At 69.0% G+C, this 23,614-nt stretch carries 18 protein-coding genes, 1 other RNA gene and 1 pseudogene; 6 read left to right on the plus strand and 14 right to left on the minus strand.

The features are described from left to right. Positions 1–97: 97 nt before the first annotated feature. The 7 genes and pseudogenes from TN53_RS08960 to TN53_RS08980 all read right to left on the minus strand — a co-directional run bounded on the left by TN53_RS08960 (position 98) and on the right by TN53_RS08980 (position 9,743). Positions 98–3,754 carry a DEAD/DEAH box helicase family protein gene (locus TN53_RS08960; protein WP_095046380.1) on the minus strand — a complete coding sequence of 1,219 codons (3,657 nt, stop codon included), beginning with the start codon at positions 3,752–3,754 and terminating at the stop codon, positions 98–100. A gap of 262 nt (positions 3,755–4,016) precedes the next feature. Beyond that, a complete protein-coding gene (locus TN53_RS44785; RefSeq protein WP_095046381.1) occupies positions 4,017–5,219 on the minus strand; it encodes a restriction endonuclease subunit S in 1,203 nt (400 codons plus the stop codon). Continuing rightward, on the minus strand, positions 5,216–6,733 hold the full coding sequence (locus TN53_RS08965) for a type I restriction-modification system subunit M (RefSeq protein WP_046257883.1): 1,518 nt from the start codon (positions 6,731–6,733) through the stop codon (positions 5,216–5,218). Before TN53_RS08965 ends, TN53_RS44785 begins: the two co-directional genes overlap by 4 nt. 246 nt (positions 6,734–6,979) lie before the next feature. Beyond that, positions 6,980–7,386, minus strand: an RNA gene (rnpB, locus tag TN53_RS44020) — RNase P RNA component class A. A 67-nt stretch (positions 7,387–7,453) separates the two neighbouring features. Then, positions 7,454–8,278: pseudogene (locus TN53_RS49485) on the minus strand (DMT family transporter); the annotation flags it as partial. 19 nt (positions 8,279–8,297) lie between these two features. Continuing rightward, positions 8,298–9,119, minus strand: a complete 822-nt coding sequence (locus TN53_RS08975; RefSeq protein WP_046257885.1) for an AraC family transcriptional regulator — start codon at positions 9,117–9,119, stop codon at positions 8,298–8,300. Between the two features lie 45 nt (positions 9,120–9,164). Then, the gene (locus TN53_RS08980) at positions 9,165–9,743 is read right to left on the minus strand and encodes a Uma2 family endonuclease (protein WP_046257886.1); all 579 of its coding nucleotides are present in this window, start codon (positions 9,741–9,743) and stop codon (positions 9,165–9,167) included. A gap of 165 nt (positions 9,744–9,908) precedes the next feature. On the opposite strand from TN53_RS08980, the gene TN53_RS08985 reads away from it, so the two are divergent. Together TN53_RS08985 and TN53_RS08990 are read left to right on the plus strand one after the other, a co-directional pair. Continuing rightward, positions 9,909–10,658, plus strand: a complete 750-nt coding sequence (locus TN53_RS08985; RefSeq protein ID WP_046257887.1) for a MerR family transcriptional regulator — start codon at positions 9,909–9,911, stop codon at positions 10,656–10,658. Then, a complete protein-coding gene (locus TN53_RS08990; RefSeq protein ID WP_046257888.1) occupies positions 10,655–11,263 on the plus strand; it encodes a hypothetical protein in 609 nt (202 codons plus the stop codon). The genes TN53_RS08985 and TN53_RS08990 overlap by 4 nt, the downstream gene beginning before the upstream one ends. Here TN53_RS08990 and TN53_RS08995 read toward each other — a convergent pair. After that, positions 11,211–12,638, minus strand: coding sequence for an RNB domain-containing ribonuclease (locus TN53_RS08995; RefSeq protein ID WP_046257889.1), 1,428 nt, complete (start codon positions 12,636–12,638; stop codon positions 11,211–11,213). The genes TN53_RS08990 and TN53_RS08995 overlap by 53 nt on opposite strands. A 108-nt stretch (positions 12,639–12,746) precedes the next feature. Between TN53_RS08995 and yaaA the strand changes: the two genes are divergently transcribed. Together yaaA and TN53_RS09005 are read left to right on the plus strand one after the other, a co-directional pair. Next, positions 12,747–13,529: a peroxide stress protein YaaA gene (gene yaaA, locus TN53_RS09000; protein ID WP_046257890.1), complete on the plus strand. Its 783-nt coding sequence runs from the start codon at positions 12,747–12,749 to the stop codon at positions 13,527–13,529. Positions 13,530–13,588: 59 nt separating this feature from the next. After that, positions 13,589–14,266 carry a bifunctional 4-hydroxy-2-oxoglutarate aldolase/2-dehydro-3-deoxy-phosphogluconate aldolase gene (locus TN53_RS09005; protein ID WP_046257891.1) on the plus strand — a complete coding sequence of 226 codons (678 nt, stop codon included), beginning with the start codon at positions 13,589–13,591 and terminating at the stop codon, positions 14,264–14,266. Here TN53_RS09005 and TN53_RS09010 read toward each other — a convergent pair. The 3 genes from TN53_RS09010 to TN53_RS09020 are packed head-to-tail and all read right to left on the minus strand — an operon-like array spanning position 14,238 to position 17,339. Then, positions 14,238–15,650, minus strand: a complete 1,413-nt coding sequence (locus tag TN53_RS09010) for a bifunctional RNase H/acid phosphatase (protein ID WP_046257892.1) — start codon at positions 15,648–15,650, stop codon at positions 14,238–14,240. The genes TN53_RS09005 and TN53_RS09010 overlap by 29 nt on opposite strands. 31 nt (positions 15,651–15,681) lie before the next feature. Further along, positions 15,682–16,425: a zinc ribbon domain-containing protein gene (locus tag TN53_RS09015; protein WP_046257916.1), complete on the minus strand. Its 744-nt coding sequence runs from the start codon at positions 16,423–16,425 to the stop codon at positions 15,682–15,684. Beyond that, on the minus strand, positions 16,422–17,339 hold the full coding sequence (locus TN53_RS09020; protein ID WP_046257893.1) for a Nif3-like dinuclear metal center hexameric protein: 918 nt from the start codon (positions 17,337–17,339) through the stop codon (positions 16,422–16,424). Before TN53_RS09020 ends, TN53_RS09015 begins: the two co-directional genes overlap by 4 nt. A 188-nt stretch (positions 17,340–17,527) precedes the next feature. On the opposite strand from TN53_RS09020, the gene TN53_RS09025 reads away from it, so the two are divergent. Further along, positions 17,528–18,784: a hypothetical protein gene (locus tag TN53_RS09025; RefSeq protein ID WP_046257894.1), complete on the plus strand. Its 1,257-nt coding sequence runs from the start codon at positions 17,528–17,530 to the stop codon at positions 18,782–18,784. 349 nt (positions 18,785–19,133) lie between these two features. On the opposite strand, the gene TN53_RS09030 is transcribed toward TN53_RS09025, so the two are convergent. From TN53_RS09030 to TN53_RS09040, 3 genes are read right to left on the minus strand one after another with little or no spacing between them, the layout of a single operon-like run. Then, a complete protein-coding gene (locus tag TN53_RS09030; protein WP_046257895.1) occupies positions 19,134–20,072 on the minus strand; it encodes a 3-oxoacyl-ACP reductase in 939 nt (312 codons plus the stop codon). 12 nt (positions 20,073–20,084) lie between these two features. After that, positions 20,085–21,161: a Zn-dependent alcohol dehydrogenase gene (locus TN53_RS09035; RefSeq protein WP_046257896.1), complete on the minus strand. Its 1,077-nt coding sequence runs from the start codon at positions 21,159–21,161 to the stop codon at positions 20,085–20,087. A gap of 50 nt (positions 21,162–21,211) precedes the next feature. Then, positions 21,212–22,069 (minus strand): MaoC/PaaZ C-terminal domain-containing protein, encoded by an 858-nt coding sequence (locus tag TN53_RS09040; protein ID WP_046257897.1) that lies wholly within the window; start codon positions 22,067–22,069, stop codon positions 21,212–21,214. Positions 22,070–22,373: 304 nt separating this feature from the next. Here TN53_RS09040 and TN53_RS09045 point away from each other — a divergent pair. After that, on the plus strand, positions 22,374–23,614 hold a 1,241-nt coding region (locus tag TN53_RS09045; protein WP_052745157.1), incomplete at its 3' end, for a sensor histidine kinase.

Here is a 23,614-nt window from a genome sequence, read left to right on the forward strand (position 1 = left end):
AGCCTCCAAATGTTCGTCAGTCATCAAGAGGTCGGGATTGTCCGCCAGGTCGAAGGGGGACGCTGCCGATCACTTCCGGAGTCTGGCCCTCTCTTCCCTACGCTGCCAATGCACTGGGCTGAGCGGTACTGCGTAGATGCATGAACGCAACGAAGAGGCCGTCGATCTGCTCGTCGTCGAAGAGATCGTCGGGACCACCGGGGGCACGGTCGAGGAAGGGACCTTCGTACAGGTCTTTGTTATGCAGGAAGCCCCGTTTGACTACCACATCGATGATCAACTCTACGAAGTCGATCTGTGGAGGGGTGAGCTGGTGTTCGCCGATGAAGTCGGCGAACACCAGCTGGGTCGCCCGGCGGTCGAGGCCGCAGAGGCCCCGAACGAAGAGGCCAAGCCCAGGGGCTCCACGCACTTCATCAAGGTCCTCGGGGGACGCGATGCCTTCGGCAAGGAAGACCTCCTCCAGGGCGGCCAGGTCCTCGGCGGTGATCTGCTCGACATTGCGGAGCTTGCGGACCGAAGGGTGGTCATCGTGGCGGAGGAGATAAGCGCGGGCCTTCTGGCGAAAGCGCTGTTCGTCGGTGCCGACGGGCATGCCACGGAGTTCGGCCTCCGTGATCTCGCCGAGTTCGTCCTCGAAGTCGGTATAGACGATCTTGCGCTTGGCCTTGGGGTCGACCAGGCCAGCGATGCCACGGACCTTGCGTCGCATATCCTCCAGCATGGGGAGGGTCGCGTCCTGCCACCATTCGTCCCCGGCGAGGCCGTCGAGCAGGCCAGCGTGTTCGGCGACGGCCGGAATGTTGGTCTTGCCCAGCAGGTCGTCCGCGATGTCCATGATCTTCTGCCGGAGCTTAGTGAATTCCTTGCCGCCTTCGAGAGCAGCGAGTTGGAGCCGAAAAGCCATGAGGTCGAAGCGCTTCGCATCCTCGCGACGGTCGTCCGCGTCCGGGTCGTAGGCGCTAGGTAGCTTGATCAACTTCTCGCGGATCTCTGCGTCGGCGTCGTCGTCAATGCGGTGCCAGGTGGTGAAGTCGGCGTAGACCTCAACGGCGCGGCGGTGCGGGCGGACCAGGAAGTTGTCCGGGCTCATGCCGTTGATGACGCCGTTCAGGCGGTGGGCGAGGGCCCAGCGGACGGCGTGCTCGGTGCCGATGTCGTCCGGGCCGCCGTCGCGGGTGGGGTCGGGCTGGATCCGGCGGTCCAGGCTGCGCAGAAGGTCGAGCTGGGTGGAGAGAATACGTTCTGTGAGGGAAGCCGTCTGGCGGCCTTCGGTACCGGCGATCTCACTGTTGAAGAAGTCGATGTTGCCGCAGAAATCGAAAACCCGGAAGTCCTGCTTGGCCTGGGCGGGGTCTGTCTCGTCCGGGCCGAAAAGGGCGGGGCGCAAGCGAGTACCCCGGCCGATCATCTGCCAGAACTTGGTCTTGGAGAAGACCGCCTTGGCGAAGACCAGGTTGACGACCTCGGGAACGTCGATACCGGTGTCCAACATGTCGACCGAGATCGCGATGTCCGGGTCTTTGGCAGGGTTGGAGAAGTCCTCGATCAGGGTCTGACGGTACGTCTCCTTGTAGGTGATCACGCGGGCGGTGTGGCCCGCGCCCTGGGGATAGTTCGCGTTGTAACGCGCCTCTATGAAGTGGGCGTGTTCGTTGTTCTTGGCGAAGATGATGGTCTTGCCGAGGCGGTCACCGCCCTGGACGCGGTGGCCCTGCGTGACCAGGACCTCGAGCATCTTGTCAACGGTGTCCTCGTTAAAGACGTACTTGTTAATGTCGCCACGGCCGACAGCGTCGGGGACCTGACCGTCCTCAGTCCATTCCTTGGCGTCCCATTCGGCGCGCTCCTCCTCTGAGAGCTCTGCGTACCGAATGCCGTGTTCCATGATCTTAAGGGGGACCTTCACCGCGCGCGGCGGCACTAGGTAGCCGTCGGCGACGGCTTCGTCCAGGCCGTAGGAGTCGGTGGGGACACCGTCCTCCAGCTGGAACAGCTTGTAGGTGTTGCGGTCGATCTCGTCCTTAGGAGTAGCGGTGAGGCCAAGGAGGAGCGAGTCGAAGTAGTTGAAGATCTCGCCGTACTTGGCGTAGACGGAGCGGTGGGCCTCGTCGATGACGATGAGGTCGAAGTGCCCGGGTCCGAAGCGGCGGCGGCCTGCGGAGTCGGTGACGTCGATCTGGTTCATCATCGTCTGGTACGTGGACACAAAGACGCGGGCGGAGGCGTTCTTGTCGTCCAGGAGGCTGGCGACTGGAGTGTTCGGCAGGTGTTCCTTGAACGCCTTCGTCGCCTGGACGACGAGGGCTTCACGGTCGGCCAGGAAGAGGACGTTCTTGGCCCAGCCCGCCTTGGAGAGCTGGTCGACGAGGGCGACGGTGGTACGGGTCTTACCGGTGCCGGTGGCCATGACGAGGAGGGCCTGGCGCATCCGCTCGCGATCGAAGGTCTCGCCGACACGCTTGATGGCGCGGAGCTGGTAGGGGCGGCCGGCGATGTTCAGGTCGGTGGGGTAGGTGGTGAGGGAGCGGCGCAAGGCGCGCTGCTGGATGCGCCAGAGGAGCTGTTCCTTGGTGAGGAAGCCGGAGATCGGGCGAGGGGGGTAGCCGCTGGACTGGTTCTTGTTCCAGTCATCCCAAATATGGGTCTCGTAGCCGTTGGTGAAGAAAATTACCGGGCGGCGGTTGTACGTGGCTTCGAGGGCATCGGCGTAGAGCTTGGCCTGCTGCTGGCCGTCGCGGGGGTCGCGACGAGTGCGCTTGGCTTCGACGACAGCAAGCGGTTTACCGTCATCGCTCCACAGGACGTAGTCGGCGCGGCCGTTGCCGGAAGCGGTCTGCATGCCGGCGATGGAATATTCGGTGGTGCAGTCGCTGGCACCAACGGTCCAGCCGGCCTCCTTGAGGAGGATGTCGATGAAGGCGTCGCGGGTGGCCTGCTCGTCGTAGTCGTGGGTGTCCTGGATCTGCGTGTTGGCCCGCTTGGCGAGTTCGATCTGACGGCGCAAGTCGGCGATCTCGCGGGCTCGGGCGTCATTCTCCTCGAGGACCCTCTCCAGCTCCTTGGCCTGCTGCTTGTAACGACGGGCATCCGCCTCGGCCTCGGCCTTGAGCTCGGCCTGCTTCTTGAGGCGGGCCTGGGGCGAGAGAGGGCGGGGTACGGCGGCCGTGTCAAAGTCGAGAGCGGGGGCAGGACGGTGCTCGGGCTGGCGGGTGTAGGTGCGGGCGACCCAGTAAAGGGAGTGGAAGAGCTCGCGGAGTGCGGTGAGCGCGCTGGTGGGCGAGACAGGCGCGGACTTGTGCACGGCGTCGTTGCCGAGGCGGCGCACCAGGTCCATTTTGGTCGCCACGGCCGGGCCGACGAGCTGTTTGAAGGTGGCCTCGTGAAGGTGGGCAGCGAGGTCCTTCTTGTACGGCTCGCGGAGGCTGGAGGTGTCGTTGTCGTACATCCAGTGGACGGCGAGTTCGAGCACGCGCCGGGAGTAGAAGCAGGAGGCGCGAGGGTCAGCGTAGGCGAAGCGTTCTGCTTGGCGGGCCTCGTGGTAGAGGGCCGGCCAGGCGACTTCGAGGAAGCCGAAGTTGGAGGCGGCGGCAGCTGCGTTGGAGGCGGCGGCCTGGGCGCGGGACGTAGAGGTGGGCTGCTGGTTAGCAGGGCGGGCCAGGCGGGGGTCGCGGGGCTTGGGGGGTATCGGTCCCCGCTGTCCCGTTCCGTTGTTGCCGTTGCCCTGGTTCTCATTGCTCGCGTTGCCGTGCATGGTCGCTTCCTGATCCCCTCTCCCCTTTGGTTTCTGCGCGGCAGTGGTGGGGGCGCCGGACCAACAATGGCCCGGCGCCCCCACCACCATGTGCGCGACACGATTTTCATGAGCGAACGGTCGCGGCTGACGTGGTGCTGCGGGCCCGGCGGCCTCCTAGGGCTCCCCCTGTCCCCCTGAGTTGGGGCAGCCGGGTTTGGTGCGGTGTTCCGGACCTGGCTGCGGTGTCGCGAGCTAGGCCGGGACAGAGGTGTGGTGCAAGTTACGCGACTTCATGATCCCAGACCTGGCCAGCGAAAACACGCTGTTGGAGGCAGGTGAAGAGTTCATCGAGGGTGGCGAGGTGGGCAAGATGTGCAGCTTGCTGTGCCTCAATCGCACCTACGCGCCTACGGAACTCACGTTGCGTAGAAATCTCGACAACAGGAAGCGGGAAAGCGCTCAGTTGCGTCTTGTTGATCGACGCGATACCAGTGGTCTGCTTCGCAACGCGGAGAAAGTACTGCTTTCCATAACTCGACGAGACTACCCACTTCAAATAGACGGGATCGATCAGATCACTCCGAGAAATACGAACCTTGAAAACATGGTTCTGATGCAAACAGAGCGGAAGCTCTCCAGCCCACAGCGTACCCCGCCCCAATTTATCCGGATCTCCCCCTTCCGTTAGAAGAAGGTCATCTTCTAGAAGAGAGAAGCGAGATACCTCAGACTCGGAAACATCGATCTCCTTGAGGACTGAAAGATCCAACCTGCGGTCCTGAACATTCGCCACCGCAAGGTACGGGACCTTTCGAAGTGGCCCCGCTGGAACCTTGCGCCCCTTGGTGATACCAGAAGAAATCACAGATACATTCGAGAGCGGAACCGAGTTTTCAATGGAATTCGCAATCGCGGCACCTACCAACTCAGCGAAAACTGCGCTAGCGAGGTCATCCAGCAGAGCAACAGCTTGGCGACGCTTGGCACGGAGGGCGTCGACGTGGTCAAGGAGGGCGGCGATGCGTTCCTGTTCGGGAAGAGAGGGGAGCGGAACCTTAAGCGCCTTCAGAATTGTGGAGTTGATGTTCAATTGAGCGACGCCGCTGGCCTGGCGTTCCAGCTCCGCAACAACGCTATCGAGGTACCGTCGCAGATACGACGAACTCAACTGCCGCGAATCACGCGGGACCAACCCTGCAATAGCCTGATTTGTTGCCGCATCTACACCCAGCGTTGCAGTTCGCCCGATTGTCGCAAAGATAGAGATAAGCACGGTGCCAGCGGGAAATACTTTGGCCGAGCTTCCCGCAATCGCAGATTCGCTGATCTTCTCCTCGGTATCCGTCACCACGCCTTGAAGCATGTCACCGATTTTTACCCATGGAATTTCCCCAATGAAGAATTCGGGGACTGACCTCGAAGGCGTGCCGCCCGACTGCACCGTGCAGATATCCCCAAGCGCTGCATGTCCCCATGCCTTCATGCCAGCATCCCCTTCAATTCCTCGACACCCTTGGCGATCTCCTCACCGAGGCGCTCAATGTCGACCAGGATGTCCAGCGGTTCCCGGGTCTCGATTTCCTCGTGGATGATTTCCTTGTATCGGTTCAGTGAAAGGTCATAGCTTTGCGCTGCGATGTCCGCCTTTGGAACCGTGAAGGACTGGGCCGTGCGCGGCCGCTCGCGTTCCGTAGTGTCGCGGGCGAACCAACGGGCGAGGGTGTCCGGGAGGTTGTTCTTGGCGTGGTCGGCCCCTGTCAGGGACTCGGTCGGGCGGACGCCGAACTTTTCCTCCGGGAGGAGGAGGTTGCGCTTGTCGTCCAGGGACATGCCGTCGGCCTGGACGTCGTAGAACCAGACGTTGTCTGTACCGCCGGAGTCGGTGCGGGTGAAGAAGAGGATGGCGGTGGAGACTCCGGCGTAGGGCTTGAAGACGCCTGAGGGGAGTTTCACCACGGCGTCCAGCTTCTGGTCTTCGACCAGCATGCGGCGGAGTTCCTTGTGGGCCTTGGTCGAGCCGAAGAGGACACCGTCGGGGACGATGACGGCGGCACGGCCACCTGGCTTGAGGAGCTTCAGGAAGAGGGCGAGGAAGAGCAGCTCGGTCTTCTTGGTCTTGACGACGCGGAGGAGGTCGACGGCCGTCTGCTCGTAGTCGAGGCTGCCTGCGAAAGGCGGGTTGGCGAGGATGAGCGAGTAGCGCTCGGACTCGGGGGACGCGGACTCCGACAATGAGTCGCGGTAGCGGATGTCCGGGTTCTCGATGCCGTGCAGGAGCATGTTCATCGAGCCGATGCGGAGCATGGTCGAGTCGAAGTCGAAGCCGTGGAACATCGAAGCGTTGAAGTGGCGGCGCTGGGCGACGTCGAGGAGTTCCTCGCGGTGTTCGCGCTTGACGTAGGACGCGGACTGGACGAGGAAGCCAGCCGTGCCGCAGGCCGGGTCGCAAATCTCGTCGCCGGGGCGCGGCTGAGTCATCTCAACCATGAGGTCGATGATGTGGCGCGGGGTGCGGAACTGGCCGTTCTGGCCAGCCGAAGCGATTTTGGCGAGCAGGTACTCGTAGACGTCGCCCTTGACGTCGCTGCGGTCCATCGGGAGGCCGTCGAGGATGTCGACGACCTTGGCAAGGAGGTTGGGCGACGGGATCGTGAAGCGGGCATCGCGCATATGGTGGGCGTACGTGGAGTCGTCGCCGCCCATGCGGCGGAGATAGGGGAAGACGCCTTCGGAGACCAGCTGGTACGCGAGCTCGGGGTCGCGGTCCTTGAAGTTCTGCCAGCGCAGGTCCTGCTCGTCAGACCCGAAGAAGGGGTCCGGGTCGGGCTCTCCGATGCGGTTCGCCTTGCGGTCCTTGACGGTCTGGAGTTCGTCGAGGCGCTTGATGAAGAGCAGATAGGTGATCTGCTCCATCACCTCGAGGGGGTTGGAGATACCGCCGGTCCAGAACGCGTCCCAGACGCGGTCGACCTTGCTCTTGAGTTCGCCCGTAATCACAGGTCGATCGTAGCGCCGGGCGCCCACAGCGGATGTCCGCTTCAGATGTGCCGCACCGTCAGCCCCCGTTGCGCCCGCCACCTCAGGATCCGCAGCTCTCCTGCCCCGGCTTCTCGGTCACGCCCATTGCACATCGCTTGCGCAACCAAACGGGAACTCCTGGGAACGCCGCAGCTCAGCCGGGCACACCCCAATCGACGCAAAACGACCCTGCCCCGGGGAAATCCCAGGTGAGGGCCAAACAAGCAGACGAGTCGGGCTGTACGCCGGGTTCTGTCACCCGGCCGCCTCGCGGCGGTCGGGGAGACGGCCATCCATCTAGGGCCGGTGTTGCCACCGGCCTCGTGCGGTCTACCCGGGGACTCGGGCGGGCAGCCCTCGAACGTCTCCGCAGAGCGCTTTTTACGGCGCTCCTTTTGACCTTGCTCCAGGTGGGGTTTACCTAGCTGCCCAGGTCACCCTGGGCACTGGTGGTCTCTTACACCACCGTTTCACCCTTACCGAGGACCGAGGTCCCCGGCGGTCTGTTTTCTGTGGCACTGTCCCGCGGGTCACCCCGGGTGGCCGTTAGCCACCACCTTGCCCTGTGGAGCCCGGACGTTCCTCGGGAAGCCCCCGTCAAGGGGACTCCACGCGGCCGTCCGCCCGGCTCGTCTGCCGTGTCGACCATGGTACCGGGCCCTCATCCCTCGCAGGACCGGCCGCTGTCGCTAGGACCGAGCCCGCCAGGATCAGGGCAAATGAAGCCCCGCCCCCTACCGTCAGCTTCTCGTCCAGGAACAGCGCTCCCGCCGCCACCGCCACCGCCGGGTTGACGTACGTGATCACCGTCGACCTCGTCGGGCCCACCTCCTTGATCAGCTCCAGGAAGGCGACGAAGGCCACCGCCGTGCAGATCACGCCCAGGCCCGCCAGGGCCAGCAGGACAGTGGGCGAGGGCGCCGTGGACGGCCAGGTCATCGCGGCCGGCGTTGCGTACACCAGCGCCGCCAGTCCCAGGCAGGACGCCGTGAGCTGCAGGGACGGGACATTCCGAAGGTGGCGTGCCGCGATCAGTGGGGCCGTCGCGTAGCCCACGACCGTGACCAGTAGCTCCGCCAGCGAGCGAGCGTCCCCTCCCGTCAGGTGCGGGACCGTCAGGACTCCCACCCCCGTCAGGCCCAACCCCAGGCCCGTCACCCGCCTCGCCCCCAACCGCTCCGTGTCCCCGAAGAAGCGGGCCAGTGCCACTCCCACGATCGGCACCCCGGCGATCAGCAGACCCGCCGTCGAGCTGGACAGATGCCGTTCCGCGTCCGTGAGCGTGAACCACGGGCCGATGATCTCTATGCACGCGAAGGCCAGCATCGGCTTCCAGGCCCGCCTGACCGTCCCGCCCAGGCCCTTCACCGCGAACGGCAGCAACAGCGCCGCGCCCAGCGCGCAGCGCGTGAACACCACGAAGGACGGGGACAGCGGGGCCTCCACCGCCACCTTGATCATCAGATAGGGGATGCCCCAGACCACTCCCATCAGGGAGAACAGGAACCAGCCGCGTGCAGTCATACGCACACCTTGGGCCGGATCAGGGCCTGAGGTCTTGAACGCTGTTGCGGTACGCCGCCGGGGTCACGCCGAGGACGCGGCGGAACCAGCGGGTGAGGTGCGCCTGGTCCGCGAAGCCGACGAGTGACGCGACCTCCGCCGGCCGCAGGCCCGTGTCCAGGAGGCGGCGGGCGCGGGTGACGCGGTACTGGGCCAGCCAGGCGTACGGGGGCAGCCCCATCGTCGTACGGAAGGCACGGAGCAACTGGTAGCGGGACAGGCCCAGTTCCGCGGCCAGCGCCGCCAGTGACGGGGGGTCCAGGAGTTCGTCGGCCAGGCGGTCCCGTACGAGGAGAGCGATCCGGTCCGCGCCCGGGATCGTGTCCGTCGTGGCCCGGGCCGTGGAGTGGCGGCGGGCCAGGGCCGTGAGCAGCCAGGGGAGGCGGGACTCGGTCTCCAGGGGGTCGGGGCGGGCGCCCAGTTCGGTGTGGGTGAGCAGGATCGCCGAGGCCAGTTCGGGGTCGTCGATCAGTGGCTCGCGGAAGTGCGGGACGCCGCCCAGCGTTCCCTCCGTCAGCAGCGAGGTCTCCGCGTACAGCGCGCGGTACGCGTAGCCGTCGGTCGCGTTGCCGGGGCCGCCCGTGTGCACCTCGCCGGGGGCCAGGACGACGATGGAGCCCGGGCCCGTGCGGATGTGGCCGCCGCGGTAGTCGATGACCTCGGAGCCGGCGACGCAGACGCCGACCGTGAACTCGTCGTGGGCGTGCGGGGCGTAGACATGTTTGTCGAAGCGGGCCGTCAGGAGATCCAGGCGCGGGCCACAGCGGCCCAGCCTCGCCCTGGTCCACAGTGCCTGCTCCACGCGCCGCCCCCTGTCCGTCGTCCTCAGGGTGCAACGCCGGGATGCTCAGAGAAAGTCCGCTGTATCCAGTTCGAAGGCGAACGGTTCAGGGAGCGTGAGCGGCTTGCCCAAGGGGCGGGTGCAGTGCTCGCGGTAGTCGTCGTTCTCCGGGTCGCTGAACAGCGTGATCGAGGATGCTTCGCGGTCGACGAGCAGATAGAGGGGGATGCCGCCGCGGGCATAGCACCGGCGCTTGGCCTCACGGTCGGCCTTGGGCTTGGTGGAGGTCACCTCCAGCACCATGGCGACGCCGTCGCAGGGCATCCAGGAGTCGGCGCCCCGGTAGAGCCGAAGTTCCGTGGGGGCGAAGGTGCCGTCCGGGATCACGTGGTCCTTCGGGCAGCCGCCCCCGCTCTGCAGCTTCAGCCCCTTGTTTCCGGAGAAATCCATGTCTGTCCGGGACCGCCTGATCACCTGCTTCATGGTCAGGCTGATGTAGTCCTCGTGGTCCCCGTCCGGCGGCGGCGTCACAACGATCTCCCCCTCGATCAGCTCGGCCCGGAAACCCTCGGGGGTGTCCAGGGCGAGAAAGCCCTCCAGCAGGACCTCTGCGCGCGTGAACGGCTCATGAGCCATGGCTGTCATGTCACGCCCCTCCTTCGGTCGCTCGCCAGACTGGGACATCGGAAGATCACCTGTCCATGAGATCGGAAACCGTTCCCTCGATCGTGGCACACGATCCCTGCCACCGTCAGGCACGCCGAACCGCACACTTGACCCTGCCGCAGCGTCAACGTCTCTACTGATCCCATGCGGATCGGAGAACTCGCCGCGGCCGTCGGCGTCACCACGCGGGCCGTGCGGCACTACCACCATCAGGGGCTGTTGCCGGAGCCGGAGCGGCTGGGCAACGGGTACCGGAACTACACCCTGCGGCACGCCGTCGTACTCGCGCGGATCCGGCGGCTGACCGAGTTGGGGCTGGGGCTCGCGGAGGTGCGGGACGTGCTGGCCGATGACACGGAGAAAGAGCTCACGGAGATCCTCCAGGAGCTGGACGAGGATCTCGCCCGGCAGGAGGCGGCGATCCGGGAGCGGCGGGTACGGCTGCGGGCGCTGCTGGACGCCGACGAGCTGCCCGCCGAAGGACCCGTCTCCCCCGAACTCGCCGCGCTGTTCAGTGAGATGGCCCCCTTGTCCGACTCCCCCATGGCCGCCAAGGACCGTGAGGTGCTCGCCCTCATCGAGGCCGCCGCGGGTCCGCAGGAGCGGGAGCGGATGCTGTCGGCGGTGAACTCCGTGCTCGCCTCGCCCGAAGGGGTGGCCAAGGCCAACGAGGCGTACGCGCTGCTCGACGCGCTCGCCGATGCGCCGGTCGACGATCCTCGCGTGGACGACGCCGCCCGCAAGCTCGCCGAGAGCACACCGCGAGAACTGCTCCCCGAAGCCGTCTCCCTGGACCACGGCAGCAGCTTCCTGCGCGCCTTCTACGCCGACTTCGCCCCGGCCCAGGCGGAGGCCATCCGTCGTGCCATGCGCATCCTCACGGAGGAGACATGAGGACAGCGGCCTCCGCCCTCGTACGGCATGAACTGCGGCTGTTCGTCAGCCTCGCGCTGTGGATGGCCCGGCGTACGCACCAGCCCCGGCACGGACAGGAATTCGGATACGCCCGTGGCGAGGGGCCGTTGATGTTCGGGTTCGCGTTCGTGTGCGTGATCGAGTCGGTGACGATGTCCGTGCTGCTGCGGGATCTGCCCGCCGTGCACACGCCCGTCCTCGTCCTGGACGTCTACACCGTCGTCCTCGTCGTCGGCATGCACGCGGCCAACGTCGTACGGCCCCACGTGCTCGACGCCGACTCCCTCCGGATCCGCCGCGCCGCGCACGTCGACCTGCGCATACCGCTGCACCAAATAGCCGACGTACGGCGCGAGTTGCGCGCCACCCACCACCGCGCCGACGGCGAACTCGACCTCGCCATGGGCGCACGGACCACCGTCACCCTCGAACTGGCCCAGCCGGTCCGCCACTTCACCTTCCTCGGGCGCCCGAAGCAGATCCACCTCGTCCGCTTCCACGCCGACGAACCCGGCGAGTTCGTACGCGCGGTCACGCAGGCACGAAACGCACGGTCGGAGCGGGTTCCGGGTCGGCCTGTGTGAGGCGGACCCGCAGCCGCTCGCCCAAGGACAGGCCGGTGCCCTCGACCCGTCCGATCACCGCCGGTGACTCCAACTGCACCACGCCCACCGTCGGTCGACGCTCCTCGACCTCCACCACGCACCCGTCGAACACCTCCCCCACCCGGTCCTTCAGCAGGGCCGCCTCGACGATGTCCACGCACGCCCGTTCGACCGCGCCCGCGCGCCGGCCGCCCTCGGTCATTTCACGGGGCAGCGCATCGAAAGCGGCCAGGACCCAGTCGGGCACCGGCTCCCCCGCCATCGCCGCGAGGCAGATCTCCGACGCGTACCGGTCGGCCAGGCGGCGCAGTGGTGCCGTGCAGTGGGCGTAGGGCGCGGCCACCGCCGAGTGGGTGGTGATGTCGGGCAGTACGCCGTCCCTGAAGACCGTGTAGCCCGCGCCCCGCAGCAGCGTCGTGCACTCCTGGAGGAACGCCGCGTGGTGCGGGACATGCGGGTCCAGGGAACGGACCAGCGCCGCGTACGACACGTGGTGCGGCCAGTCGATGTGCAGGGCATGGGCCGTGCGACGCAGCCGGCCGACCGCGCCGTCGGGGGCGGCGGGGAGGGTGCGCAGGACGCCGGTGCCGTGCGCCAGCATCAGGTCCGCCGCCGCCATCCCGGTCAGGAGGGAGATCTGGGCGTTCCAGCCGTCGGCGGGGAGCGGGGCGCGGTAGGTCAGTTCGTACGTCCCGTTCCGCTCGACGATCTCCTGTTCGGGGACGTTCAGCGAGATCCCGCCCCGCTCGACCTCGAGCTCCTCCCGCAGCCGTCCGATCACCTCCAGCAGCGCCAGTGGCTCCTCGGCCGTCTTCGAGTCGATCTCCTTCTGTACGCCCTCGTAGTTCAGCTTGGCCCGGCTGCGGACCAGGGCGCGGCGTACGTCGACGGCGACGGTACGGCCGTCCGCGTCGAGGTCGATCGTCCACAGGGCGGCCGGGCGCGGCCGGTCGGGGAGCAGACTGGCCGCGCCCTCGCTGAGGGAGACGGGGTGCAGGGGGACCTTCTCGTCCGGGAAGTAGAGGGTCATCACGCGGCGGTGTGTCTCCGCGTCGAGGGCCGATCCGGGGGCGACGAAGGCGGCGACGTCCGCGATGGCGTACCGGACGCGGTAGCCGGTGCCCTGGCGGGAGAGGTGCATCGCCTGGTCGAGGTCGGTGGAGGCGGGCGGGTCGATCGTGAACAGGGGGATGTCGGTGGCGTCGTACGACGGGAGTACGGGAGGTGTCTCGGCGTCCGCCAAGGCCCCCGGCGGGTAGGCCTGCGGCACCCCCAGTTCGGTGCGCAGCGCTGTGAGGGCGGCCCGGAGGGGGGCTTCGGGGGCGCCGGTCACGCGGATGTGGCGGCGGGGCATACAGCGAGCGTAGGGCCGGGAACCCCGAGGAGCACGCCGTACGCTGTCGCAGAGCTGTACAGGATCTACAGCCACCGCAGAACGCCGCTGTCGAAGGAGATCCCGCCCGTGCTTGTCCTGCTGCCGCCGTCCGAAGGCAAGGCCTCCTCCGGTCGTGGCGCCCCGCTGAAGCTGGAGTCGTTGTCGCTGCCGGGGCTGACGGAGGCCCGTGAGGCCGTTCTCGGCGAGCTCGTCGAGCTGTGCGCCGGTGACGAGGGCAAGGCGCGCGAGGTGCTGGGGCTGAGCGAGGGGCTGCGGGGCGAGGTCGGCAAGAACACCGAGCTGCGGACCGCCGGGGCGCGGCCCGCCGGGGAGATCTACACCGGTGTGCTGTACGACGCCCTGGAGCTGTCCTCCCTCGACACGGCCGCCAAGAGGCGGGCCGCCCGTCAGCTTCTCGTGTTCTCGGGGCTGTGGGGTGCCGTCGGGGTCGCCGACAGGATCCCCTCGTACCGGTGCTCCATGGGCGTGAAGCTGCCCGGCCTCGGAGCGCTGGGCGCGCACTGGCGTACGCCGATGGCGGCGGCGCTTCCCGAGGCCGCGGGGGACGGGCTGGTGCTGGATCTGCGGTCCTCGGCGTACGCGGCGGCCTGGAAGCCGAAGGGTGAGGTGGCCGGGCGGACGGCGAGTGTGCGGGTGCTGCACGCGCCGACGCGGAAGGTGGTCAGCCACTTCAACAAGGCGACGAAGGGGCGGATCGTACGGAGTCTGCTGTCGGCGGGCATCGCGCCGGCGGGGCCCTCCGAGCTGGTGGAGGCACTGCGGGACCTCGGGTACGTGGTGGAGGTGGCGCCGCCGAAGGGGCCCGGGAAGGCCTGGACGCTGGACGTTCTCGTGGACGAGATCCACTGACGGTTGCAGCATCTGCAACGCTCGTTGCAGCTACCGCTTCCCGTGGGCACGATGAGGCCATGACCTCGCCGCCGCCCTCCTCTCCGCTGCCCTCCTCGCCGTACGCCTCCGTGCTCGACCTCGCGCCCGTCGTGCCCGTCGTCGTCATCGAGGACGCCTCCGATGCCGTGCCGTTGGCGCGGGCACTGGTCGCCGGAGGGCTGCCGGCGATCGAGGTGACCTTGCGGACGCCGGTCGCGTTGGAGGCGATCCGGGCCATCGCCGAGGGTGTGCCGGGCGCGGTGGTCGGGGCGGGGACGGTCGTGACGCCGGAGCAGGTGGCGCAGTGCGTGCGGGCCGGGGCGCGGTTTCTGGTCAGCCCGGGCTGGACGGACGTACTGCTGACCGCGATGCGGGCGTCCGGGGTGCCGTTCCTGCCGGGGGTGTCCACGGCGTCGGAGGTCGTGGCGTTGCTGGAGCGCGGGGTGCGGGAGATGAAGTTCTTCCCGGCGCAGGCGGCGGGCGGGACGGCGTATCTGAAGTCGCTGGCCGGGCCGCTGCCTCAGGCGCGGTTCTGCCCTACGGGGGGTATCGGCCCGGCCAACGCGCCGGAGTATCTGTCCCTGCCCAACGTCGGTTGCGTGGGCGGGACTTGGATGCTGCCCGCGGATGCGGTCGCCGCGCGGGACTGGGACCGGATCGAAGGGCTGGCCCGCGCGGCGTCGGGGCTCAGGGGCGCAGGTGGGACGTGTCGTTGAAGAGCCGCACGCTCGCGTTGCCGTCGGCGTAGTACGCCACGGCGGACAGGGACGCGGCCGACAGTTCCATGCGGAACAGGGACTCCGGCGGGGCGCCGAGCGCGAGTCGTACGAACGTCTTGATCGGCGTGACATGCGTGACGAGCAGGACCGTACGTCCCGCGTACGCCGCGACCAGCTTGTCCCTCGTCGCCGCGATACGGGTGGCCGTGGCCGCGAAGCTCTCACCGCCGCCGGTGGGTTCGGCGTCCGGGTCGGAGAGCCAGGTGTTGAGGTCGTCGGGATAGCGCTCCCGTACCTCGGCGAAGGTGAGCCCCTCCCACGCCCCGAAGTCGGTCTCCCGGAGCCCGTCCTCGACGGTCACCTCGAGCCCGAGCCGCTCGGCCACGGCGGCGGCGGTCTCCCGGGTACGGGTGAGGGGCGAGGCGAGGATCTCCTGGACCGTGCCACGCCGGGCAAGGGCGGCGGCGACCCGCTCGGCCTGCTCACGCCCGACGTCGGACAGGGACGGATCGGTCCCTCCACTACCGGAGAACCGCTTCTGAGGCGTCAACGGCGTCTCCCCGTGCCGCAGCAGCACAAACGTCGCGGGCGCCCCCATGTCGGCCGGCGCCCACCCAGGACTGGCCACCACCTTCGCGGCACGCACATCAGCCTCAGCCGCGGCGGCTCCGCCACCCGAGAACTCCACCGCTCCGCGGCGGGAAGAGCCGCCGGGGGAAGACGCGGAAGAGGCAGAAGACGCAGAAGAGGCAGAAGACGCAGAAGAGGCAGAGCGGGAAGCACCGGCAGAAGCAGAACCCAACGCCGCACGCACCTTCGCCGCCCCAGCCACCGCGTCCCCCGCCGCCCCAGCCACCACACCCGCCCCAGCCTCAGCGGCTCCGCCGCCCGAGAACTCCACCGCTCCGCGGCGGGAAGAAGAGGCGGCCGCGTCCAGCTCCGCCGTAGAAGCCGACGCAGTCCACTGCTCCCCCCTCTTCCCCGCATCCATCGCCTCGTTCGCGAGCCGGTCCGCGTGCTTGTTGCTCTCCCGCGGGATCCACTCGTACGTCACCTGGTCCGCCGGATACACCCGCCCCGCCTCCATCGCGAGCGGCTTCATGTCCGGGTGCTTGATCTTCCAGCGGCCCGACATCTGCTCGACGACGAGCTTGGAGTCCATGCGGACGTGGACGGAGGCGGCGGGGTCCAGTTCGTGCGCGGCGCGCAGGCCGGCCAGCAGGCCCCGGTACTCGGCGACGTTGTTGGTCGCGACGCCGATGAACTCGGCCCGCTCCATCAGCGTCTCGCCGGTCGCCGCGTCGATGACCACGGAGCCGTAGCCCGCGGGCCCGGGGTTGCCCCGGGACCCGCCGTCGGCCTCGACGATGAACTCCCGCACGCGTAACGCCCCTTACCTGGCCCTCAGGCCCTTACAGACCGGACTCGGACGTACGCACCAGGATGCGGCGGCAGTTCTCGCAGCGGACGACCGTGTCCGGCGCGGCCGCGCGGATCTCGTTGATGTCGGTGATCGCCAGCTCCTGGCGGCAGCCCTGGCAGGTCCGCTGGTACAGCTTCGCCGCACCGATGCCGCCCTGCTGCTCGCGCAGCTTGTCGTAGAGCTTGAGCAGGTCCGCGGGGATCGTGCCCGCGATGACCTCGCGCTCCTTGGTGACGGTGGCGACCTCGTTGTCGATGCCCTCGAACGCGGCCTCCCGGCGGGCCGTCGCGTCGTCGACCTTGCCCTGCACCGCGCCGACCCGCTCGGTCAGCTCGACGACCCGCTCCTGCGCGGACTCCCGGCGCTCCATGACTTCCAGGACGATGTCCTCCAGGTCGCCCTGGCGCTTGGCGAGGGAGGTGATCTCGCGCTGGAGGTTCTCCAGGTCCTTCGGGGAGGTGACGGCCCCGGAGTCCAGACGCTGCTGGTCGCGGGTGGCGCGCTGACGCACCTGGTCCACGTCCTGCTCGGCCTTGGTCTGCTCGCGGGCGGTGTCGCTCTCCTCGGTCTGCGCGGCGACCAGCAGGTCACGCAGCTGGGTGTGGTCCTTGGTCAGCGACTCGATCTCGGCGTGCTCGGGCAGCGACTTGCGCTTGTGCGCGAGCTGCTGGAGGCGGACGTCGAGGCCCTGGACCTCGAGGAGACGGATCTGGTCGGCGGGCGCGGCGTTCAGTTGGGGGCTCCCAGTGAGTCGGTGGAAGAAGAAGGGGGGCGCGGAGCGCTCGTGGGAAGGGTGGCGGCGGGCGACGGGTGGGCGGACGCCGCGTGGGCGGTCCAGGGGTCGGTGACCGTCTTGGAGACGTGGACCCGCAGGCCCCATCCGTGGCGGTCGGAGATCTCGTCGAGCTGGGTCGCGGCCAGCTCGCACCAGGGCCATTCGGTGGCCCAGTGCGCCGCGTCGAGCAGCGCGAGAGGCGTTTGGGCGCGATCCGCCATGAATTCCGCTGCCGGGTGGTGGCGGAGGTCCGCGGTGAGGAAGGCGTCGACGCCCGCGGCGCGGACGACGTCGAAGAGGCTGTCGCCGGAGCCGCCGCTGACGGCGACCGTGCGGACGACCGCCTCGGGGTCGCCGGCGACGCGGATGCCCTGCGCGGTGGCGGGGAGCCGGGCGGCGGCCCGGGCGGCGAAGTCCTTCAGCGGCAGCGGGTGGTCCAGCTCGCAGATCCGGCCCAGGCCTCGACGGCCCGACGAGTCGGTCGGGTCCGGCACGAGCGGTCGTACGACCCGAAGGTCCAGCGCGCCCGCGAGCGCGTCGCTCACGCCGGGGTCCGCCGTGTCCGCGTTCGTGTGCGCCACGTGCAGGGCGATGTCGTTCTTGATGAGGGTGTGGACGACGCGGCCCTTGAAGTGGGTCGCCGCGACCGTCGTCGTACCGCGCAGATAGAGCGGGTGGTGGGTGACCAGCAGGTCGGCGCCCAGCTTCACCGCCTCGTCGACGATCTCCTGGACCGGGTCGACGGCGAACAGGACCCGCGTGACCTCCTGGTCGGGGTCGCCCACGACGGTGCCGACCGCGTCCCAGGACTCGGCCCGCTCGGCGGGCCACAGGTTCTCCAGCGCGGTGATGACTTCAGACAGACGGGGCACGGGGCAAAGGCTACCTGGCTGGTCTGTGCCGATGTACCGGTCCGGCTCCCGATGACCCCGCCCAGCACAATCGTCCCGTTTTCCTCAGGCGAATCGTTCCTGGGCCACCCCTTTGTGTGAAGTGGCCGTCGGCTCGTCCCACGTCCGTGCGTGCGAAAACTAGCTTCGTGGCCGGAGGTGACCGAACGATGACGGCCTGTGCGATCGAGCCCACGGCGGCGGACGAGGACGGTACGCCGCAGGCTGGCTGCACGATCACCGCGGACGGCGCGTACGCCGCCCGCCTCACGCTGGACGGCGACTCCTGGTTCCCGGAGCGCTGGACACTGGACGGCCCCGAGCCGTACGCGGTACCGCTGCCCGGCAACCAGCCGGAGGAGCCGGGCACCGAGGTGCAGCCGATGGGCGACGGACGGGTTCTGATCAGGCGGTTCGCGGACGGGCGGCACAACTTCTCGCTGATCTACCCGACCGGGCCCGCGACCGGTGAGCTGCCGCTCGGGGCGGTCGAGTGCCCGGAGGAGGGCACCCGGCTGTGGCTGCTGGCGCCCGCGCCAGGGGGCGAGAAGGCGTACGCCCTCGCCGCGGGCCGGCACTCGACCGCGGTGTGGCTGGTGGCGGGGGGCGCCTTCGGGCCCGAGCACCTCGCGGAGATCCCGGGGCGCTGTTCGGGCGGGGTGTGGCTGGACCGGGCGGGGCGGATGCTGGCCCTCGACCGGGAGGTCGGCGGGTGCACCAAGGCGATCGTGGTCGATCTGGAGCGGGACGGTGAGGTGTCGCCGCTGCTGCAGATCGCCGCCGGCAGTGACGACCGGCTGCTGCTCGCCGACCCGGACAGCGGGCTGCTGCTGATCCGCTCGGACGCGCCCGGTGAGGAGCGGCTCGGCTGGGGGGTGCTCGGCAGCACGCTGCCGGTGCGTTTCCCGGAGAGCCTGCGGCTGCCCGAGTGCGCGGTGACACCGTTCGCCGTCCAGCCGGGGCAGGTGCTGATGCCGGAGAGCTGTGCGGTGGCGCTGCGGATCGACGGCCCGGTCGGCAGCTGGGTCGGCATGTGGCGGCCGAACGGGCGGCAGGTGCACCATCTCGCGGCGCCCATGGGGTGGTTGACGGGTGCCGGGCTGTGGACACCGGACGGGGTGCTGCGACTGCCGTACGCCACGGACGAAGTGCCGTGCGGGGTGGCGGAGTTGACGGTGCCCACGGGGGAACCGGGGGGCGGGGGAAGGACGGGGGGCGCGGGCCCGGGGGATCCGGTCCGGGACGCGACGGCCGACGAGCCGACGCCGGGGAGGCCGTCGGACCCGGACGGGCCGTCGCAACCGGATCCTCCGGAGCCCGCGGTGCTGAGACCGGTGCCGCTCGGGAAGGCGCCGTTGGAGGCGCTCGGGAAAGTGGCGTCGAAGAGCCTCGGGAAAACGGCGTTGGGTGGTCTTGTAACGAACTAGTGCCGGTTGGCGTGGCCGCCTGGATTCGCCCCGTGGTCGGTTGGTTAAACTCGCCCGGCTGTTAGAAAGATCATGTTGACGGGGTGAGTTCTTCCGATGAGCGACGCAAGCACGATTCAGCCGCCGCGCACCGATGTCCAGCAGACGTCCGGCCACGGTCGGCACCGGGGGCAGGTCTCGGCTCACGACGGCGATTCGGCCCCTCGGGGCCGGCACCGCAAGCCGGTCGAGGAAGCCGAAAAGGCTGCCTGACGGTACGACGACGAAGGGGTCCGCGTGTCGGGTGACACGCGGACCCCTTCCGTATGTCCACTCCCGTCTATCTGCTCCCGTATGTGCTCCCGTGTGTCTACTCCCGCTTGAGCCCCAGCACCTCCGCCGCCGCGAACGTCTCCCCCGGCGGCCGCGCCGCGTAGTGCGGGGTGAGCAGCGCGTCCAGTTCGTCGTACGTGAAGGTCTCCTGCTTGCTGTCGAACTTGGCCTGCACCCGCGGCCGTTCGACGACGACGACCATCCCTCCGTGTACGACGAGCAGCTGCCCGTTGACGCGGGCGGCGGCGGGTGAGGCCAAGTAGCCGACGAGCGGGGCGACATGCTCGGGGGCGAGTGGATCGAGCCCGGCGTCGGGAAGCTCGAAGCCGGCGAAGACGTCCTCGGTCATCCGGGTACGGGCGCGCGGACAGATGGCGTTCGCGGTGACGCCGTACTTGGCGAGGGCGAGGGCCGTGGAGGTGGTGAGCCCGACGATTCCGCCTTTCGCGGCGGCGTAGTTGGGCTGTCCGGCCGAGCCGGCGAGGAACGCCTCCGAGGAGGTGTTCACGATCCGCCCGTACACCGGCCCGCCGACCGCCTTGGACCTCTCCCGCCAGTGCGCGGCGGCGAAGCGCGTGGTGTTGAAGTGGCCCTTGAGGTGGACCCGGATCACCGAGTCCCACTCCTGCTCGGTCATGGAGAAAACCATGCGGTCGCGCAGGATGCCCGCGTTGTTGACGAGGATGTCGAGCTTGCCGAACTCCTCGACGGCCGACTGGACGAGCCGCTGGGCCTGTGGGAAGTCGGAGACGTCCCCGGTGTGGGCGAGCGCCTTCCCGCCCGCCGCGCGGATCTCGGCGGCGACCTCCTCGGCAGGGCCCGCGGAGGCCTCGCCGGAGCCGTCCCGGCCGGGCTGCCCGTAGTCGTTGACGACGACGGCGGCGCCGAGCCGGGCGAGTTCGAGTGCCTCGGCCCGGCCGAGGCCGCGTCCGGCGCCGGTGACGATCGCGGAGAGCCCCTCAAGTGGCAGTGACATACCCGGAGTTCCTCAGATCTCTATGCAGGTGCGCAGCGAGGTGCCGGTGCGCATCTGGTCCAGGGCCTCGTTGATGTCGGCCAGCGGGACGCGGTGGGTGATCAGGCCCGCCAGGTCGACGCGGCCCGCCCGCCACAGGGCGATGGTCCGCTCGTAGGAGGTCAGGACGTCACCGCCGCCGTACATGGACGGCAGGATCCGCTTCTCGTCGAAGAACAGCTCGAACATGTTGAGCTGGAGGTTGTCGTCCATGGCGCCCGCGCCGACGACGACCAGGGTGCCGCCGCGCCGGGTGTTGTCGTACGCGGTGCGGGCCGTGGCGGACCTGCCGACGACCTCGAAGACGTAGTCGAAGCCCTCGCCCGCGGTGACCTGTTGCTTGGCGTCGGCCAGCTCGTCGGGGGAAACGGCCCTGGTGGCACCGAACTTGAGGGCGGACTCCCGGCGGGAGAGCACCGGGTCGACGGCCACGATCTCCGCCGCGCCCTTGAGCCGGGCGCCCTGGATCGCGGAGATGCCGACGCCGCCGCAGCCGATGACGGCGACGGACGAACCGGCCTGTACGTCGGCGGTGTTGAGGGCGGCGCCGAGGCCCGTGGTGACTCCGCAGCCGATCAGCGCGGCGATGTCGAAGGGCACGTCGTCCGGGATCGGCACCGCGCAGCCCGCGTCGACGACGACCTCCTCGGTGAAGGTGCCGGTGCCGGCCATGCCGAAGACGTCTCCGGCGGTGCGCCTGAAGTTGGGGGTGCCGGCGTTCATGAACCCGGCCAGACACAGCTCGGTCTGTCCGCGCTTGCACGCCGGACACGCGCCGCAGGCGGGCAGCCAGCAGACGACGACCCGGTCGCCGGCCTTCAAGTTGCCGACACCGTCCCCGACTTCGAGGATCTCGCCCGCGCCCTCGTGACCGGGGACGAAGGGCGCGGGCTGCGGCAGCACGCCGCTCATCCCGGACAGGTCCGAGTGGCACAGCCCCGCGGCCCGCACCCTGATCCTGACCCTTCCGGGACCGAACCCCACCGCCTCGACGTCGTCGAGGACCTCCAGCTTGTCCTGGCCGATCTCGTGCAGTACGGCTGCGCGCATGGTGCGGCTCCCCTCAACGGCTGGTGTGCTCAGGTCAACGGCTGGTGTGCTCAGGTGTGTTCGACGACGGTGTCGGCGAGGACCGGCGCGTCGTCCCGCTCGACAGCGCTCACGGCGACCCGTACGGCGCCCTGCTGTTCCCACATCCGGATGCGCAGGGTCTCCCCCGGGTACACGACCCCGGCGAACCGGGTGACGTAGGACCGCACCCGCGTCACGTCCCCGCCCAGCGCGGTGTCGACGACCGCCTTGAGCGCGATGCCGTAGGTGCACAGCCCGTGCAGGATGGGCCGCTCGAACCCGGCGACCTTGGCGAACTCGGGGTCGGCGTGCAGCGGGTTCCAGTCGCCGGAGAGGCGGTAGAGCAGGGCCTGGTCCTCGCGGACGGCCCGCTCGACGATCCGGTCGGGCTCGCCGGAGGGCGGGTCGAGGCGCCCCGACGGCCCTCGGTCGCCACCCCATCCGCCCTCTCCCCGTACGAAGATCTGGGCGTCGTTGGTCCACAACGGGCCGTCGGCGTCGGCGACTTCGGTGCGCATGACGAGGACGGCGGCCTTGCCCTTGTCGTGGACCGCGGCGATACGGCCGGTGGCGGTGGCGGTGCCCGCGACGGGCAGGGGGCGGTGGATGGTCAGCGCCTGGCCGCCGTGCAGGACCTTGGCGAGGTCGACCTCGATGCCGGGCATGGACAGACCGCTGATCACGCCGGGCGAGCCGGAGCCGGCGACGGTGGCGAAGCTCGGCAGGACGTGCAGCCTGGACTCGAGGGTGTAGCGCAGCTCGTCCGGGTCCGTCGCCGGGACGCCTGCTCCGATGCCGAGGTGGTAGAGCTGCACGTCCTTGGAGTTCCAGGCGATCTCGCCCGTCCGGGGTTCGGCGGCCACTGCCTTTGCGGCGTCGATGGGCATGGGGCTCCTGGGGGCTGAGAGACCTCGGTGCGGCCGTCCGCACCGTCGGCCGCACCGAGGTCGTTCACGGGTCCGTTCCTCCGCGCTCGTTCTAGAACGCGTTCCAGTACGGCGACCCCTGTATAGCCCAGCTCTCAGAAGTTGTGAAGACTACTGACGGCATGTCAGATGCTTGGACCCATGACATTTGTACTGCCGGATTACGTACATGTCCCTCTGCCGCGCACGTGGGCGGGTTCGTAGCGTGGGAGCCATGACACAGGGGAACGGAAACAGGTCCTGGTTGCGGAAGACGTCGTGCCGAATGGACGCGTGGCAGGTGGCGCGGGCGGACTGGAAGTCGGACATGGAACGCTTCAAGGCCGACCAGCGCACCGCCCGCAAGACCGGCGTGCCGGTCGAGAACCCGGGCCCACCGCCCACCGGCTTCTCCCTCCTTCCCTGGCTGCTGATGGGAATGGGCGCCTTCTCCAACATCTTCCAGGCCGGAACACCCCAGCCATGGCTGGGCGCCCTGGGCCTGTTCACCTTCAACTCCCTCTACATCTACGTGGTCTTCCGCGCCTTCGTGAAGGAGAAGCGCGAGGCCCGCTCGACCCGGGTCGCGCTCGTCCTGATGGGCGTGGTCACCTGCGCCCTGGCCATCGGCTACGGCGGCAACTGGCTGTTCTTCTTCCCCCTGCTCGGACTGGCCACGGGCGCCGTGACCCGGGGCCCCTGGCTCGGCCGGACCGGGCTCGGCCTCACCGCACTCGCGGTGGCTGTCTCCGCGGTCCAGGACGGCTGGGACGCGGTGAACATCGGATACGCCACCTTCCTGTCGACGATGGTGACCGCGGCGATCCTGTCCCTCTCCGAGGCGGTACGGGAACTGCGCGCCGCCCGCGAGGAACTGGCCCGGCGCGCGGTCGAGAAGGAGCGCCTGCGCTTCTCCCGCGACCTCCACGACCTCCTCGGCCACACCCTGTCCGTGATCGTGGTCAAGTCGGAGGCCGCCCGCCGTCTGGCCCCCCGCGACATGGACGCGGCCCTCGCCCAGATCACCGACATCGAGTCCGTCGGCCGCCAGGCGCTCACCGAGATCCGCGAGGCGGTGACCGGCTACCGCGAGGGAAGCCTCAGCACAGAACTGGACCGCGCCCGCTCGGCCCTGGAGGCCGCGTCCATCGAACCCGTCGTACGCCACTCCGGCCCACCCCTCGCCGCCCACACGGAGACGCTCCTGAGCTGGGTCGTACGGGAGGCCGTGACCAACGCGGTACGGCACAGCGGGGCTTCACGGTGCGAGATCGCGGTGGAGGGGACGACGGAACGGGTGCGGCTGCGGGTGGCGGACGACGGACGGGGGACGGTGTGCGGGGTGGGTGCGGGGGATGCGGTGGGTGCGGTGGGGGCGGTGGGTGCGGTGAACGGGATGGGCTCGGTGGCTGCGGTGGGCGCGGTGGGTGCGATGAGTTCCCCCGGCACCGGCCTGAAGGGCCTGGCGGAACGGCTCGCGGCGGCGGGCGGCCGACTGGAGGCGGGCCCGGGCCCGAGGGGCGGGTT

The sequence above is a fragment of the Streptomyces sp. WM6386 genome, assembly GCF_000972385.1.
Classification (GTDB): Bacteria; Actinomycetota; Actinomycetes; order Streptomycetales; family Streptomycetaceae; genus Streptomyces.

Coding starts and splice junctions, on each gene's coding strand:
- TN53_RS08990 (WP_046257888.1), top strand. CDS start 10,655: ATGAGGACAGCGGCCTCCGCCCTCGTACGGCATGAACTGCGGCTGTTC.
- TN53_RS09035 (WP_046257896.1), bottom strand. CDS start 21,161: ATGCGCGCAGCCGTACTGCACGAGATCGGCCAGGACAAGCTGGAGGTC.
- TN53_RS09040 (WP_046257897.1), bottom strand. CDS start 22,069: ATGCCCATCGACGCCGCAAAGGCAGTGGCCGCCGAACCCCGGACGGGC.
- TN53_RS09030 (WP_046257895.1), bottom strand. CDS start 20,072: ATGTCACTGCCACTTGAGGGGCTCTCCGCGATCGTCACCGGCGCCGGA.
- TN53_RS08960 (WP_095046380.1), bottom strand. CDS start 3,754: ATGCACGGCAACGCGAGCAATGAGAACCAGGGCAACGGCAACAACGGA.
- TN53_RS08995 (WP_046257889.1), bottom strand. CDS start 12,638: ATGCCCCGCCGCCACATCCGCGTGACCGGCGCCCCCGAAGCCCCCCTC.
- TN53_RS44785 (WP_095046381.1), bottom strand. CDS start 5,219: ATGAAGGCATGGGGACATGCAGCGCTTGGGGATATCTGCACGGTGCAG.
- TN53_RS08980 (WP_046257886.1), bottom strand. CDS start 9,743: ATGACAGCCATGGCTCATGAGCCGTTCACGCGCGCAGAGGTCCTGCTG.
- TN53_RS08985 (WP_046257887.1), top strand. CDS start 9,909: ATGCGGATCGGAGAACTCGCCGCGGCCGTCGGCGTCACCACGCGGGCC.
- TN53_RS09025 (WP_046257894.1), top strand. CDS start 17,528: ATGACGGCCTGTGCGATCGAGCCCACGGCGGCGGACGAGGACGGTACG.
- TN53_RS09005 (WP_046257891.1), top strand. CDS start 13,589: ATGACCTCGCCGCCGCCCTCCTCTCCGCTGCCCTCCTCGCCGTACGCC.